Annotated in this window: 13 protein-coding genes and 1 rRNA gene (1 of these 14 running past the window's edge); 3 read left to right on the top strand and 11 right to left on the bottom strand. The window is 64.3% G+C overall.

All coding sequences use genetic code 11. The features are described from left to right. Positions 1-312: ribosomal RNA gene (locus IGS74_RS01870) — 16S ribosomal RNA — on the bottom strand; it reaches 1,171 nt to the left of the window's first position. 693 nt (positions 313-1,005) lie between these two features. Here IGS74_RS01870 and IGS74_RS01875 point away from each other — a divergent pair. Next, the gene (locus IGS74_RS01875) at positions 1,006-1,440 is read left to right on the top strand and encodes a Fur family transcriptional regulator (RefSeq protein WP_039194931.1); all 435 of its coding nucleotides are present in this window, start codon (positions 1,006-1,008) and stop codon (positions 1,438-1,440) included. Here IGS74_RS01875 and IGS74_RS01880 read toward each other — a convergent pair whose 3' ends face one another. Further along, positions 1,441-1,875 (bottom strand): OsmC family protein, encoded by a 435-nt coding sequence (locus tag IGS74_RS01880; protein WP_039195256.1) that lies wholly within the window; start codon positions 1,873-1,875, stop codon positions 1,441-1,443. A 142-nt stretch (positions 1,876-2,017) separates the two neighbouring features. On the opposite strand from IGS74_RS01880, the gene IGS74_RS01885 reads away from it, so the two are divergent. Beyond that, the gene (locus tag IGS74_RS01885; RefSeq protein ID WP_192388902.1) at positions 2,018-2,992 is read left to right on the top strand and encodes a tyrosine recombinase XerC; all 975 of its coding nucleotides are present in this window, start codon (positions 2,018-2,020) and stop codon (positions 2,990-2,992) included. Beyond that, the gene (locus IGS74_RS01890; RefSeq protein WP_192388913.1) at positions 2,970-4,004 is read left to right on the top strand and encodes a TraB/GumN family protein; all 1,035 of its coding nucleotides are present in this window, start codon (positions 2,970-2,972) and stop codon (positions 4,002-4,004) included. The genes IGS74_RS01885 and IGS74_RS01890 overlap by 23 nt, the downstream gene beginning before the upstream one ends. A 74-nt stretch (positions 4,005-4,078) precedes the next feature. Here IGS74_RS01890 and lpdA read toward each other — a convergent pair whose 3' ends face one another. From lpdA to zapE, 9 genes are all read right to left on the bottom strand, one after another. After that, on the bottom strand, positions 4,079-5,488 hold the full coding sequence (lpdA, locus tag IGS74_RS01895; RefSeq protein WP_192388915.1) for a dihydrolipoyl dehydrogenase: 1,410 nt from the start codon (positions 5,486-5,488) through the stop codon (positions 4,079-4,081). Between the two features lie 22 nt (positions 5,489-5,510). Further along, a complete protein-coding gene (locus IGS74_RS01900; protein WP_192388917.1) occupies positions 5,511-5,915 on the bottom strand; it encodes an MAPEG family protein in 405 nt (134 codons plus the stop codon). A 40-nt stretch (positions 5,916-5,955) separates the two neighbouring features. After that, positions 5,956-6,714 (bottom strand): SDR family oxidoreductase, encoded by a 759-nt coding sequence (locus IGS74_RS01905; RefSeq protein WP_192388919.1) that lies wholly within the window; start codon positions 6,712-6,714, stop codon positions 5,956-5,958. 13 nt (positions 6,715-6,727) lie between these two features. Then, the gene (odhB, locus tag IGS74_RS01910; RefSeq protein ID WP_192388921.1) at positions 6,728-7,981 is read right to left on the bottom strand and encodes a 2-oxoglutarate dehydrogenase complex dihydrolipoyllysine-residue succinyltransferase; all 1,254 of its coding nucleotides are present in this window, start codon (positions 7,979-7,981) and stop codon (positions 6,728-6,730) included. Between the two features lie 38 nt (positions 7,982-8,019). Then, positions 8,020-11,043, bottom strand: coding sequence for a 2-oxoglutarate dehydrogenase E1 component (locus tag IGS74_RS01915; RefSeq protein WP_245283071.1), 3,024 nt, complete (start codon positions 11,041-11,043; stop codon positions 8,020-8,022). Positions 11,044-11,197: 154 nt separating this feature from the next. After that, complete coding sequence (sucD, locus tag IGS74_RS01920; protein WP_192388923.1) at positions 11,198-12,100, bottom strand: succinate--CoA ligase subunit alpha; 903 nt, start codon at positions 12,098-12,100, stop codon at positions 11,198-11,200. 39 nt (positions 12,101-12,139) lie between these two features. Next, positions 12,140-13,330 carry an ADP-forming succinate--CoA ligase subunit beta gene (sucC, locus tag IGS74_RS01925; RefSeq protein WP_192388925.1) on the bottom strand — a complete coding sequence of 397 codons (1,191 nt, stop codon included), beginning with the start codon at positions 13,328-13,330 and terminating at the stop codon, positions 12,140-12,142. 78 nt (positions 13,331-13,408) lie between these two features. Beyond that, complete coding sequence (gene mdh / locus IGS74_RS01930; RefSeq protein ID WP_039194941.1) at positions 13,409-14,371, bottom strand: malate dehydrogenase; 963 nt, start codon at positions 14,369-14,371, stop codon at positions 13,409-13,411. 223 nt (positions 14,372-14,594) lie between these two features. Continuing rightward, on the bottom strand, positions 14,595-15,779 hold the full coding sequence (zapE, locus tag IGS74_RS01935) for a cell division protein ZapE (RefSeq protein ID WP_192388927.1): 1,185 nt from the start codon (positions 15,777-15,779) through the stop codon (positions 14,595-14,597). Positions 15,780-15,796 lie beyond the last annotated feature (17 nt).

The raw sequence follows: 15,796 nt of genomic DNA on the forward strand, positions 1-15,796 counted from the left end.
TAGGAGTTTGGGCCGTGTCTCAGTCCCAATGTGGCTGATCATCCTCTTAGACCAGCTATGGATCGTCGCCTTGGTAGGCCTTTACCCCACCAACTAGCTAATCCAACGCGGGCTCATCCTTCCCCGATAAATCTTTCTCCCTCAGGACGTATACGGTATTAATTCCAGTTTCCCGGAGCTATCCCGTAGAGAAGGGTAGATTCCCACGCGTTACTCACCCGTCTGCCACTCACCCCGAAAGGTGCGTTCGACTTGCATGTGTTAAGCCTGCCGCCAGCGTTCGTTCTGAGCCAGGATCAAACTCTCAGGTTTGATAAGAGTGTTCCCGACTAAGTCACTGTCTCAAAGCATCGACGAGAGTATTTTCCCTCAGGGCAAAAACCCCAAAGGCTCTCATCTTGCGAAACGTAACCGTCAGTCATCTCTCGGGGCTACTCCAACCTGACAAAGGAATACCAGGCCAAAGTCCCCTCGCAGACAACCGCCGTCCACGTCTCTCTTTCTTCTCAATCTTCAATTCTCAAAGAACCCGGTCAACAATCGTCAACCGCCTCAGTCAAGCCATAAGGCCAAACCGCGAAAGCCACTCATCGCAACTCTCTTAAAACCCAAAACCAACGGCCAAAGCGCAAAAACCCAGCCGGATCAACTAGGCTTAACCAAGCCAATCCAGCCATGCTTCCAAACTAACCTATCCAGTTCCCTGAACCAGCTAGCCCGGCCCGGCGCCGCCGCCGTCTCGATGGCCGGCTTATAGGACTACTCAGCTTCCAACGTCAACACGGAAAATGGACCGTTCGGAAAAATTCTAAAAACGACCAGTCTTTTCAACGCGATGGCGAGCGCCCCCGTGGTCACCGTCCTGTCATCCAACCGATCGAGGCCCAACCCGCCCCCGCCAGGAAACGCGAATCCCGGTAGAATCGGCGGGGTAGAGCCGGAATCACCACGAGAGGCGGCGCATCACAATTCACATCGCAATTCGAAACCAGTATGAGAATCGGCATGAGTGCGTCGCAAACTGACAAGAGCCGCGCCTACGAGGCGATCCTGCGGGAAGCGGGCGTGCGCATCACGCGCCCGCGCAAGGTGATCCTGTCCATCGTCGGCGGGCATGGCGACCATCCGGATGCACTGGAAATCTACCGGCGCGCGGTTGCCATCGACCCGGCGATCTCGCTGTCCACTGTCTATCGGACCATGAAACTGCTTGAGGAAAAGGGTGCGATTCACCGCCACGCCTTCGAAGGCGGGCCTTCCCGCTTCGAGCATGCCGCGGCCGAGCACCATGACCATCTGATCGACATGGATACCGGCGAGGTGGTCGAGTTCCACTCCGAACGAATCGAGGCGCTGCAGGAAGAGATCGCGCAGCGCCTCGGATATGAGATCGTCTTCCACCGCCTGGAGCTTTACGGGCGCAAACGGCGATCCGGCTGATCAGACCAGTTTGGCATCCAGCGTCACCTCGATGGCGCCCAGCGCCTTGGAGATGGGGCAGTTTTCCTTGGCCTTGGTGGCCAGCTCCTGGAACGTCGAATCGTCGATACCGGGAACCTTGCCTTCGAGCGTGATCGCCGAAGACCTGACCTCGAAGCCACCGGCAGCCTGCTCGACGCTGACGACGGACCGTGCCTTCAACTCGTCGGCCGGAGTACCGTTTTCGGCCAGGAAGTGCGACAGTTGCATCGCGAAGCAGCCGGCATGCGCTGCGGCGAGGAGCTCTTCGGGGTTGGTGCCGGACTTTCCGCTCTCATCCTCGAATCGGGCCTTGAACGAGTAGCCATGATTGTCGAGCGCGCCGGATTGGGTCGTCAACGCGCCCTTTCCATCGGCAAGGGCCCCGTTCCAGATCGCGGTTGCGTGGCGTTTCATGCGGTGTCTCCCTTCTTGTCGCTGCGGGTCGCGGCGTTCGTTGCGAAAGATGGTGTCGCGGCGCTTCCGTTCCACCCCGGCCTTCAAAAATGCGAAACCTTTTGTCCGGATGCTGGCACGGGAACGCTTGAGGATGAAAAGCATGACCGGCGAGATCCTGACCCATGCCGAGCCGGGCCTTTTGGACCGCAAAGCGGACTGGCTGAAGCGGCTGGAAGGGCAGCGAGGCGTTAGCCCGAATACGGTGGAGGCTTACGAGCGGGATGTGCGCCAACTCCTGGTATTCCTGACGCGTCACCACGGACGTCCGGCGCGCATGGCCGACCTTGCCGATCTGCCGCAAGCGGACATCCGCGGTTTCCTGGCATCGCGGAAAACCGACGGGGCCGGGGCCCGGACCCTAGCGCGCGGGCTTGCCGGAGTGCGCTCGTTCATCCGCTTCCTGGAGCGTGACGGACAGGCATCCAGCGCCTCGGTGCGCACCGCGCGGACGCCCCGGCTGCCACGCCGCCTTCCGCGACCGCTGAGCCCGGCCGATGCCGTGACCGTGACGGACGAGGCCGGCGCCATGGCGACACAGCCGTGGATATCCGCCCGCAACGTGGCCGTGCTGACGCTGCTCTATGGCTGCGGCCTCCGGATCTCGGAGGCGCTCGGCCTGCCGGGAGACAGCCTGACCGACAGCAGCGCCAGATCCATGCTGGTCGTCGGAAAGGGCGGGCGGGAAAGGCTGGTTCCACTGTTGCCGGCCGTGCATCAGGCGGTCGAGGCCTATCGTACGTCATGCCCCTGGCATCTCGACGCATCCGGGCCACTTTTTCGTGGCGCGCGCGGCGGGCCGCTGCGTCCACAGATCATCCAGGCCGAAATGCAGCGGCTGCGCGGACTGATCGGCCTGCCCGATTCGGCGACACCGCATGCCCTGCGCCACTCCTTCGCAACCCACCTCCTGGCCGGGGGCGGCGACCTGCGCACCATCCAGGACTTGTTGGGGCATGCCTCTCTTTCGACGACCCAGGCCTATACAGGCGTGGACTCCGCCCGCCTCATGGCCGCGCATGCGGCCGCCCACCCCCGTGCCCGGAAATCCCGCAATGTTCCCTCCCCGGAAGCCTAGCGCCGGCTTGCGCCGCATCCGCACCATAGCGTTCGTCGCGAGCCTGCTGGCGGCATCGGGGCTCGCCGTTGCCGCCGACGAATGCCCGGCCGGGCGCGATCTGACCGCCGAATTCTCGGCCGCCCAGCGCGATGCGGTCGCCGCGGCAGCGGCGGAACAGGCCAATGGCGAGGGAGTCCTGTACAGGCTGACCCGCGTCGATACCCCGGCGAACTTTCTGTTCGGCACGCTGCACGTTACGGACCCGCGCGTGCTGGCCATGCCGGCCGCCGCCAGGGAGGCCTTCGATACGGCGACGACGGTGGTGATCGAAACCACCGATCTTCTCGATGACCGGAAGATGGCGGCCCTGATTCTGTCACGGCCCGACCTGATGAACCTTCCGGATGGCCAGACCCTGTCGGATCTTTTTTCGGGCAGCGACGCCGCCCTTGTACGGGACGGCCTGGAAGCGTCCGGCATGCCCGCGGCGACGGTGCGCACGATGCAGCCATGGTTCCTTGCGACCGGCCTGCTGATGCCGGCCTGCGAACAGCGACGGATCGCCGACGGGGCAACGATTCTGGATCTGGATCTCGCCCACAGGGCAAAGGATGCCGGCAAGTCGGTGCTGGGGCTCGAATCGGGGGCGGAGCAACTGGAGGCCCTGGCCTCCATGCCGATGCGGGACCAGGCCGACATGCTGCTATCGGTTCTGCAGAACCGCGACCGCATGGACGACCTGTTTGAGACGATGACGGCGATCTACCTGCGCGGCGAGATTGCCACCATCGTGCCGGCGCTGGAGGAAATCGCGCCCACGAGCGAGAATTCGGGACGCTCGGCCGAAATCTGGCAGGCATTCGACGAGCGCATCGTGCGCCAGCGAAACCACCTCATGCGTCAGCGCGCGGAACCGATATTGGCCGAGGGCGGGGCCTTCGTGGCCGTCGGCGCCCAGCACCTGATCGGCGCGGAGGGCCTTGTCGAACTGTTTCGCCAGGACGGCTGGACCGTGGAGCGCCTGGACTGACTTAAGCATCACATGACAGGGCCCGGCCGCACGATGGCGACCGGGCCCTGTCCGCATGGACTGCGTATCGATCCTTACATGTGGATCGGCTTGGCGAAGGTTGCGAAGGCAGCTTCGCGCACGGCTTCCGACATGGTCGGGTGCGCATGGCAGGTGCGTGCCAGATCCTCGGACGATCCACCGAACTCCATCAGGACGGCCGCCTCGGCGATCAGCTCGCCCGCCCCGTAGCCGACGATGTGGACACCCAGCACCTTGTCGGTCGCCTTGTCGGCGAGGACCTTCACCAGGCCATCCGTATGCAGCATGGCGCGCGCCCGGCCATTGGCGGTGAAAGGAAACTTGCCGACGCGATACTCCACCCCGGCTGCCTTGAGCTCTTCCTCGGTCTTGCCGACGGAGGCAACTTCCGGCGCGGTGTAGACCACCGAGGGAATGACACCGTAGTTCACGTGGCCGGCCTGGCCGGCAAGGATTTCGGCCAGGGCAACGCCCTCATCCTCGGCCTTGTGGGCCAGCATCGGTCCCTTCACTACGTCGCCGATCGCATAGATGCCCTTGACGCTGGTGGCATAGTGCCCGTCGATCTCGACGCGCCCCGCCTTGTCGAGCGCGACGCCTACCTCTTCCAGGCCAAGGCCGGCCGTGTAGGGACGGCGTCCCGTGGACACCAGCACGACATCGGCCTCCAGCGTTACGGCATCGCCGCCACCGACCGGCTCGAACGTCACCCGGCCCTTGCCGCCCTCGGCCGAAACGCCGGTGACCTTCGAGCCGAGGTTGAATTCCAGCCCCTGCTTGGCCAGCAGCTTCTGCAGGGTTGAGGAGGCTTCCGCATCCATGGAGCCGAGGATCTTGTCGAGATACTCGACAACGGTGACCTTGGCGCCGAGGCGCGACCAGACCGAACCGAGTTCCAGGCCAATGACGCCACCGCCGACGACGATCATCGTGCCGGGGACCTGGGGCAGTGCGATGGCGTCGTCCGATGTCACGACCACCTTGCCGTCGAAGGACAAGTCGACGCCCGGGATACCCGCCACTTCCGAACCGGTGGCGATGACGATCGACTTCGTCTGCAGCGTTTCCGCCGTGCCGTCTTCCCTGGTGACAGAAACCTCGCTCGGGGAAACGATACGCCCGGTACCGATATAGCCGGTGATCTTGTTCTTCTTGAACAGGAAGGCGATGCCGTCGACATTGGACTTAACGGTCTTGTCCTTGTGCGTCAGCATGGCACCGAGGTCGAGCTTCGGGTCCACGACGACGCCCAGCGCGCCGAAGGAATGCTGCGCCTCGGCGAACATTTCCGACGCATGCAGGAGCGCCTTGGAGGGAATGCAGCCGACATTGAGGCACGTGCCGCCATAGGTAGCGCGCTTTTCGACGACAGCGACCTTGAGGCCCAGCTGTGCGGCCTTGATGGCGCAGACATAGCCGCCGGGCCCGGAACCGATCACCACGAGATCGAAAGTTTCAGCCATAATGGAAAGTCCAGTCCGATGTTCAGAGGAAGCGAATGAGCATGAGGAACAGCCCGACACAGGACGCTACGAAGGCGAGGCTGCGAAGATAGGGAATTCCGTAGATGTAAAGTGGCAGATAGACGAGGCGGGCGACAAACCACAGCCACGCGCCAAACGCCGCGACGCCGCCGCTGCGGGCGGTGACGGCGAGGCCCAGCGCAAGCGCGATGAAGGCGGGCCAGGTTTCCAGATAATTGCGCAGGGCGCGTTCGGCACGCCCGGCCTTGGGCCCCAATGGCTTCGACTCACCGTCACGCGGGCCGGCGTTCCATTCCAGCCCACGCTCGCGCGTCGCCAGACGCCCCTGCAACAGGATATGCACGAACAGCAGCACGACCGAGAAGCCGAGCACGAGAAGCTCTGATGTCAGGGGAAGCTCGGTCATGTCCGCAACTCCTTGCCGACCCGTTCGGGGCGGTCGATCTTCAGGGAAGTATGGCCCGTCCGCCGCTGACGTCCAGAATGGTCCCGGTGGAATAGGACGCCGAATCGGACACGAGCCACAGGATCGCTTCCGCCACCTCGTCGGCCGTGCCGGGCCGGCGCATCGGCAGGTTCGGGGTCATCTGCGCCACCCGGTCGGGGCGACCGCCGGAAGCGTGAATCTCCGTATCGATGATGCCCGGACGAACAGCCGTCACGCGGACGCCGTCGGCTGCAAGCTCACGTGCAAGGCCGATGGTGAAGGTGTCGATCGCGCCCTTGCTGGCGGCATAGTCGATATTCTCGCCGCCGGCACCCAGCTTGGCGGCTGCCGATGTGAGGTTGACGATCGACCCGCCCTGTCCGCCCCGCGACCGCGCCATGCGCCGGGCGGCTGCCCGGGCGCACAGGAAACTGCCGAGGATATTGATACGGAACGTGCGCTCCAGCCGGTCGGCGGTCATGTCGGCGAGAAGGCTGGGCTGGTCGAAGACGCCGGCATTGTTGATGAGGGCCGAAAGCGGGCCCATGGCGTCGGCCGCGGCAAAGATGGCCTCGACGTCGGCTTCGCTGCCCACGTCGCCCCTGACGCTGTCCGCCGTCCCGCCCGCCTGGCGGATTCGCTCGACGACCGAGCCGGCCGCCTCCGCGTTGCCGGCATAATTGACCAGCACCGCGTAACCGGCCCCGGCGGCCTTGAGGGCGACCGCGGCGCCGATGCCCCGCGATCCGCCCGTAACAACCATGACACGCACGACCATGATGCCGCGCCGATCAGAGGTCGAGGACGAGGCGTTCCGGATCCTCCAGCGAGTCCTTGACGCGCACGAGGAAGGTAACGGCCTCCTTGCCGTCCACGATGCGGTGATCGTAGGACAGCGCCAGATACATCATCGGCCGGATTTCCACCTTGCCGCCGATCGCCATCGGCCGTTCCTGGATCTTGTGCATTCCGAGAATGCCCGACTGCGGCGCATTCAGGATCGGCGTCGACATCAAAGACCCGTAGACACCGCCGTTGGAGATGGTGAAGGTGCCACCCTGCATGTCGGAAACCGACAGCTTGCCGTCACGGGCCGCAATGCCCAGCCGGCCGATCTCCTTCTCGATCTCGGCAACGCCCATCTGGTCGGCATTCCGCACGACCGGCACGACGAGGCCCTTGTCGGTGCCGACCGCCACGCCGATATGGGCGAAGTTCTTGTAGATGAGGTCGGTGCCGTCGATCTCGGCGTTCACGGCCGGGATTTCCTTCAGCGCATGGCAGACGGCCTTGGTGAAGAAGCCCATAAAGCCCAGCTTCACGCCGTGCTTCTTCTCGAAGAGGTCCTTGTACTTCTTGCGCAGTTCCATGACCGCCGTCATGTCGACCTCGTTGAAGGTCGTCAGCATGGCTGCCGTGTTCTGTGCATCCTTCAGGCGCCGCGCGATCGTCTGCCGCAGGCGGGTCATCTTCACCCGTTCCTCGCGGGCGGCATCCGCCTCGCCGGAGGGCGCGCGCGCCGCGACGGGTGCTGCGGCGACGGGGGCCGAGGAGCCCTTCGCGAGGGCATCCAGCACATCGCCCTTCAAGACCTGGCCGCGCTTGCCCGAACCCTGGACGTCGGCCGCCGCGATACCCTTGTCGGCCATCATCTTCTGCGCCGAGGGGGCCGCGGGCATGGCATCGCCATGGCTGGGATTCGGCAGCGTGGTATCGGAGCCGTCCTCCGCGCCTTCCTTCGGTGCCTTCTCGATCGTCTCGGCCGGCTTGCTCGACGCCCTGGCCGGCGCGGCAGCGCCCGCGCCGTCACCTTCGCCGATGACGCCGATCAGCGCGCCCACCGCGACGGTCTCGCCTTCCTGGACGACGATCTCCTGCAGGATACCGGCCGACGGAGCCGGCACTTCGACGGTGACCTTGTCGGTTTCGAGCTCGGCGATGGTCTCGTCCTGCTCAACCCGGTCGCCCGCCTTCTTGAACCACTGGCCGATCGTGGCTTCCGTCACGCTTTCGCCAAGGGTCGGAACTTTGATTTCGGTGCTCATGGACGCTTCGTCTTCTCTTCCGGATTGACTTGATCGGTTCAGTTGCGGCCGGCCGGATCGCCGTTGCCGAGTGCATCCTCGAGGAAGGCCTCGAGCTGCTCAATATGCTTCGACATGGTGCCCGCCGCCGGCGATGCCGCGGCCTGACGGCCGGTGTAGCGCGCGCGGCGCTTATCGGTGCCGATCCTGTCGAGGACCCATTCCAGGTAGGGGTCGATGAAGCTCCAGGCGCCCATGTTCTTGGGCTCTTCCTGGCACCAGACGATCTCGGCCTGCTTGAAGCGCGACAATTCGTTGATCAGGGCCTTGGCCGGGAACGGATAGAGCTGCTCGACGCGCAACAGGTATATGTCGTCGATGCCGCGCTTCTCGCGCTCTTCGAGAAGGTCGTAATAGACCTTGCCGGAGCACAGGACGACCCGGCGGATCTTGGAATCCTTGACCAGCGAAATATCGCCGATACCCCGCTGCGCGTCGTCGTGCAGCAGGCGATGGAAGCTCGACTCACCCGAAAAATCGGCCAGCGACGATACTGCCCGCTTGTGACGCAGCAGGGACTTGGGGGTCATCAGGATGAGCGGCTTGCGGAAGTCGCGCTTCATCTGCCGGCGCAGGATATGGAAGTAGTTGGCCGGCGTGGTGACGTTGGCCACCTGCATGTTGTCCTGCGCGCATTGCTGCAGGAAGCGCTCCAGCCTGGCCGAGGAATGCTCCGGACCCTGGCCCTCATAGCCGTGCGGCAGCAGCATGACCAGTCCCGACATGCGCAGCCACTTGGCCTCGCCGGACGAAATGAACTGGTCGATCACCACCTGCGCGCCGTTGACGAAGTCACCGAACTGCGCTTCCCACAGCGTCAGCGCATTCGGCTCGGCCAGCGAGTACCCGTACTCGAAGCCGAGGACCGCCTCTTCCGAGAGCATCGAGTTGATGACCTCGTAGACCGCCTGGCCCTTGGCGATGTTCTGCAACGGGATATAGCGGTTTTCGCTGTCCTGGTCGTACAGCACCGAATGACGCTGGCTGAACGTGCCGCGCTCGGAGTCCTGCCCGGACAGGCGGACCGGATGCCCCTCGGCGACGAGGCTGCCGAACGCCAGTGCCTCGCCCGTGGCCCAATCGATTCCCTCGCCCGTCTCGATGGATTTCGCGCGGTTGTCCAGGAAGCGCTGGATGGTGCGGTGGACCTGGAAGTCCGCCGGCACCTCGGTCAGGCGCTTGCCGATCTCCTTGAGCGTCTTGATGGGCAATGCGGTGGTGCCGCTGCGTGGCTCATCGTTGCTTTCGGCGCGGCGCAGGCCCGCCCAGGCACCGTCGAGCCAGTCGGCCTTGTTGGGCTTGTAGCCCTGTCCGGCCTCGAACTCGGAATCGAGCTGGCTGCGCCACTCTGCCTTGCGCGCGTCGACCTCCTCCTGGGAGATCACGCCCTCGTCGATGAGCTTGCGCGAATAGATTTCAAGCGTCGTCGGATGGTTGCGGATCTGGCGATACATGATGGGCTGCGTGAAGCCCGGCTCGTCGCCCTCGTTGTGACCGAAGCGGCGATAGCAGAACATGTCGATGACCACCGGCTTGTGGAAGGTCATGCGGAATTCGGTCGCAACCTTGGCCGCGTAGACGACCGCCTCCGGATCGTCGCCATTGACGTGGAAGATCGGCGCCTCGACGATCTTCGCGACGTCCGATGGATAGGGCGACGACCGCGAGAAGCGCGGATTGGTGGTGAAGCCGATCTGGTTGTTGATGATCACGTGGATCGAGCCGCCGACCCGGTGCCCCTTGAGGCCCGACAGGCCGAAGCACTCCGCGACAACGCCCTGCCCGGCAAAGGCGGCGTCGCCGTGGATCAGCAGCGGCAGAACCTGGTTGCGCACTTCGGCCGGCACGACCTCGGTGCGCGTGCGCCCGCCACCGAGCTGGTCCTGCTTGGCGCGCGCCTTGCCGAGGACGACCGGATTGACGATCTCCAGATGCGACGGGTTGGCCGTCAGCGACAGGTGAACCTTGTTGCTGTCGAACTCGCGGTCCGACGAAGCGCCGAGATGGTACTTGACGTCGCCGGAGCCCTCAACGTCGTCCGGGGCGTACGAACCGCCCTTGAATTCGTGGAAGATGGCGCGGTGCGGCTTGGCCATCACCTGGGACAGGACGTTCAGACGGCCGCGGTGGGCCATGCCGAGCACGATTTCCTTGAGGCCAAGCTGGCCGCCGCGCTTGATGATCTGTTCCAGAGCGGGGATCAGCGATTCGCCGCCATCGAGACCGAAGCGCTTGGTCCCCTTGAACCTGACGTCCAGGAACTTCTCGAACCCTTCGGATTCGATCAGCTTGTTGAGGATGGCGCGCTTGCCCTCGCGCGTAAACTCCACGCCCTTGTCGGGCCCTTCGATACGCTCCTGCAACCAGGCCTTTTCGGCCGGGTTGGAAATGTGCATGAACTCGATGCCGATGGTGGAGCAGTAGGTGCGCGACAGGATGTCGACGATCTCGCGCACCGTCGCGAATTCGAGGCCGAGCACGTTGTCGATGTAGATCTTGCGATCCATGTCGGCCGCCGTGAACCCGTAGGCCTCGGGCGACAGCTCGTTGTAATCGTCCTCCGGCTGGGCAAGCCCCAGCGGGTCGAGCTTGGCGTGCAGATGGCCACGAACGCGGAACGCGCGGATGAGCATCAGCGCGCGCACCGAATCGCGCGTCGCCTGGCTGACCTGCCCGTCCGAAAGCTCGACGCCGTCGGCCTTGGCCTTTTCGCGGACCTTCTTCTCGACGCGGATTTCGGCCTGGCCCCAATTGCCGTCCAGCGCCGACACGAGATCGCCGTTCGCCGCGATCGGCCAGTTGCGCCGTGCCCACGAGGCGCCTTCCGCATTCTTGCGAACCGTCGCCTTGTCGTCCTTCAACTCGCCGAAGAAGGAGCGCCATTCCTCGTCGACCGAGGCAGGGTTTTCTTCGTAAGCGGCGTAGAGCTCCTCGATATAGTCGGCGTTGCCGCCATACAGGAAGGAGGTGAGCGCGAAGGTTTCGTTCGCCGGATTGCGTGCCATCTCGTCTTCGCGGCGCATGCCTGGTGCGCCGTCTCCCAGATTGTATTGCGCTGAAGGGCCGTCATGACCCTCTTTTCACGCTGACGCCGGCGTAGCCGCCGCCACGCCGGTTATGCTGAACATTCCGGCCGAAGATAGGTCTTCGGCCGGCGATTTTGAGGGGCTTTGCGTTTCAGCCCTTCAACACTTCGACAAGCGTCTTGCCGAGGCGGGCCGGAGAAGGCGACACGCGGATGCCCGCTGCCTCCATGGCCGCGATCTTGGATTCGGCGTCACCCTTGCCGCCGGAAACCACCGCGCCGGCATGGCCCATGGTGCGGCCCTTGGGCGCCGTACGGCCGGCGATGAACCCGACCATCGGCTTCTTGCGGCCCTTCTTCGCCTCGTCGGCCAGGAACTGGGCTGCGTCTTCCTCGGCAGCACCGCCGATTTCGCCGATCATGATGATCGAATGGGTCGCCTCGTCGGCCAGGAACATCTCCAGCACGTCGATGAACTCGGTGCCCTTGACCGGATCGCCGCCGATGCCCACCGCCGTCGTCTGACCCAGGCCCTCGTTGGAGGTCTGGAAGACGGCCTCGTAGGTCAACGTGCCGGAGCGCGAGACGATTCCGACATTGCCCTTGCGGAAGATGGAGCCCGGCATGATGCCGATCTTGCATTCCTCGGGCGTCAGGACGCCCGGGCAGTTGGGTCCGAGCAGCCGCGACTTCGACTTTTCCAGGCGCGCCTTCACGCGCACCATGTCGAGGACGGGGATGCCCTCCGTGATGCAGACGATGAAGGGAACTTCAGCCTCGATCGCCTCGATGATCGCGTCGGCCGCACCGGCAGGCGGCACGTAGATGACGGAGGCATCGGCGCCGGTGCGCTCGCGCGCTTCGGCAACGCTGGCGAAGATGGGCAGTTCCTCGCCCTTCGAGCCGTGCCAGGTCTCCCCGCCCTTCTTGGGATGGATGCCGGCCACCATCTGGGTGCCGTAATAGGCAAGGGCCTGTTCCGTATGGAACGTGCCGGTCTTGCCGGTAAGGCCCTGGACGAGGACCTTGGTGCTCTTGTTGACGAGAATGGACATCGTGTTTCTTTCGAACTCCGGAGGGGTCGATGGGCTGGTTCAGGCGACAGCCGCGACGATCTTCTGGGCGGCGTCGTCCAGATCGTCTGCTGCGGTGATGGCAAGGCCCGATTCGTTCAGGATCTTCTTGCCCAGCTCGACATTGGTACCTTCGAGCCGCACGACGAGCGGAACCTGCAGCCCCACTTCCTTGACGGCCGCGACCACGCCTTCGGCGATGATGTCGCACCGCATGATGCCACCGAAGATGTTGACGAGGATGCCCTTCACGTTGGGATCGGCGGTGATGATCTTGAAGGCCGCCGTCACCTTCTCCTTGCTGGCGCCACCACCGACATCGAGGAAGTTGGCCGGCTCCTTGCCGTACAGCTTGATGATGTCCATCGTTGCCATTGCGAGGCCGGCGCCGTTGACCATGCAGCCGATATCGCCATCCAGGGCGACATAGGCGAGATCGTATTTCGAGGCCTCGATCTCCTTGGCGTCTTCCTCGGTCGTGTCACGCAGTTCGCGGATGTCGTCGTGACGGAACAACGCATTGCCGTCGAAGGACACCTTGGCGTCGAGGACGCGCAGATGCCCGTCGGTCATGACGATCAGCGGGTTCACCTCCAGCAGGGACATGTCCTTCTCGACGAAGGCGTTGTACAGCGCCGGGAACAGCGTTTCACCGTCGGTGCGCGCGGCGCCTTCCAGCCCGTAGGCATCGCTGATGCGGGCGGCATCCTCGGCCGTTACGCCCGTGGCCGGGTCGATGGCGACGGTGATGATCTTTTCGGGCGTATCGTGCGCCACCGCCTCGATGTCCATGCCGCCTTCCGTGGAGACGACGAAGGCGACGCGGCCGACCGAGCGGTCGACGAGCAGCGACAGATAGAGCTCGCGGTCGATGTCGGCGCCGTCTTCGATGTACAGGCGGTTGACCTGCTTGCCGGCGTCGCCCGTCTGCGCCGTCACCAGCGTATTGCCGAGCATCTCGTTGACGTTGGCGACGACGTCCTCGACGGACTTGGCCAGCCGCACGCCGCCCTTGGCCTCGGTGCCGAGTTCCTTGAACTTGCCCTTACCGCGTCCACCTGCATGGATCTGGCTTTTCACGACGTAGAGCGGGCCAGGCAGCTGGCGGGCCGCGGCCTCCGCCTGGGAGGCCTCCGTTATGACCACGCCCTCGGCGACGGGCGCGCCGAAGCCCTTGAGAACCTGCTTGGCCTGATATTCGTGGATGTTCATTGACGATGGTCCTCGTGTTTCGCCTGGCGGCGCAACGAATGGAAAAACCGCCGCCCGGTGCGGGCGGCGGCAATATCTTTACTTGAGGTTCGGCGCGATGGCCTGGCAGGCTTCCATCAGCCCCTTCACGGAGCCGACCGACTTTTCGAAGGCGGTCTTTTCGTCGCCATTCAACTCGATCTCGATGATCCGCTCGACGCCCTCGGCGCCGATGACGACGGGCACGCCGACATACAGGTCGTTCTGGCCGTACTCGCCCTTGAGCGCCGCAGCCGCCGGCAGCACGCGCTTCTTGTCCTTCAGATAGCTCTCGGCCATCACGATGGCCGACGCGGCCGGCGCATAATAGGCCGAACCCGTCTTGAGCAGACCGACGATCTCGGCGCCGCCGTCGCGCGTACGCTGGACGATCTCTTCCAGGCGCTCGGCCGTCAGCCAGCCCATCTTGACGAGGTCCGTCAGCGGAATGCCCGCAACGGTGGAGTAGCGCGTCAGCGGCACCATGGTGTCGCCATGGCCGCCCAGCACGAACGCGGTGACGTCTTCCACCGAAACCTTGAACTCTTCGGCCAGGAAGTGGCGGAAGCGTGCCGAATCGAGCACGCCGGCCATCCCGACGACCTTCGCCTTGGGCAGCCCCGAAAACTTCTGCAGCGCCCACACCATAGCGTCGAGCGGGTTGGTGATGCAGATGACGAAGGCGTTCGGCGCATACTTCGCGATGCCCGCGCCCACCTGCTCCATCACCTTGAGGTTGATTCCAAGGAGGTCGTCACGGCTCATGCCGGGCTTGCGGGCCACGCCGGCCGTTACGATGCAGACGTCCGCGCCCTCGATGGCGGCATAGTCGTTGGCGCCGGACAGGCGGGCGTCGAAACCCTCGACCGGGGAGGATTCAGCGATATCGAGTGCCTTGCCCTGCGGGATCCCCTCGGCGATGTCGAATAGGACGATGTCGCCCAGTTCCTTGAGGCCCGCCAGGTGAGCCAGCGTGCCACCGATCATGCCGGAGCCGATAAGAGCGATCTTAGAACGTGCCATGTTTCCCTTGTCCCTGCCGGTGATGCAGCGGGCCCGATACCGCCCGTGTGCCGGACGCAATAGACGTATGCGACGTCAAACACAATCGCCGAGGCCTGCATCTCAATGCATTCAACCGTTTAGAAGAAGTGGGGTTTACGTAAACGTAAATCGAATTTCCTTGGCGGGGTAACATGCTGGCACATGACGACCGTCCTGAAAGATTTTTGCGATGCGGGACGCCTCAGGGGGCCATTCTGCGCCTGGCCGCCGCGCCGGCATGCGCGCGATAATCTTCCGAACGCATCTCGGTCAGGCGCGAGACCGTCCGCGCGAACTCGAAGGCTTCCGTTCCGCCCTTCGCCTCGTACAGATCTTCCGCCGGGACTGCCGCCGACAGGACGACATCCTTGCCGGCATCGTAGAAGGCGTCGACCAGGATGATGAACCGCTTGGCCGCGTTGCGCTCGGACCGTGTCAGGCGCGGCACGCCCTCGATGACGATCGTATCGAAGTTATCCGCCATTTCCAGGTAGTCACGCGGACCGAGAGGGCGTTCCATTAGGTCGGCGAAGGAAAACCGGGCGGCGCGGTTGCCGGCCCTCGGAACATCGATCGTGCGGCCGGTCACTGACAGGGAGGTTGCGCGTTCCGGCGTCCCGGCCAGGATGCGCGTCCATATGGCGTCGATGGCCTTATCGGCCTCGAGCCCGAGAGGCGTGACGTAAAGCTCGTCCCCGCCCAGCTTGGTCATGCGGTAATCCTGCGGTGCATCCAGCTCGAACATTTCGGCATTGCGCTTCAGGATGTCGATGAACGGAAGGAAGAGGCTGCGATTGAGCCCGTCCCGGTACAGATCGTCGGGTGTGACGTTGGACGTCGCCACGAGGATGACGCCGGCGTTAAAGAGCGCCGTGAACAGCCGGGCGAGGATCATGGCGTCGGCAATGTCGGTTACGGTGAACTCGTCGAAGCACAGGAGCTGCGCTTCGCGGGCGATCGCCTCCGCGACCGGCGGGATCGGATCGTCCCCCTTCGCCAAGCCGTCCTTGACGGATTGCCGGTGCGCCTTGATGCGATCCTGCACCTCCGACATGAAGGCGTGGAAGTGCACCCGGCGTTTCGGCATACCGGACAAGGTGTCGTAGAACATGTCCATCATCATGGACTTGCCACGGCCAACCTGCCCGTAAATGTACAGACCCTTGACCGGCTCCGGGCGGCTGCGCCCGAAAAGCCAGCCCAGCGCGCTCTTCTTGGACGACAGGGCGCGGCTCTTGATCGCCCGCGCGAGCACGTCGAGCCTGTCGGCAAGGCGACGCTGGATGTCGTCCGGCGTTATGGTCGCGTCGCGGATGCGGCGCTCGAGCTCGGTCCTGACCGGACCGCGCTCGCTGCCCGGTACCCCGTATCCGACATTCTGCGGCATCTGCCCTCGCGGCTCAT

Origin of the sequence: Aureimonas sp. OT7, assembly GCF_014844055.1 — a bacterium.
Taxonomy (GTDB): Bacteria; Pseudomonadota; Alphaproteobacteria; order Rhizobiales; family Rhizobiaceae; genus Aureimonas; species Aureimonas altamirensis_A.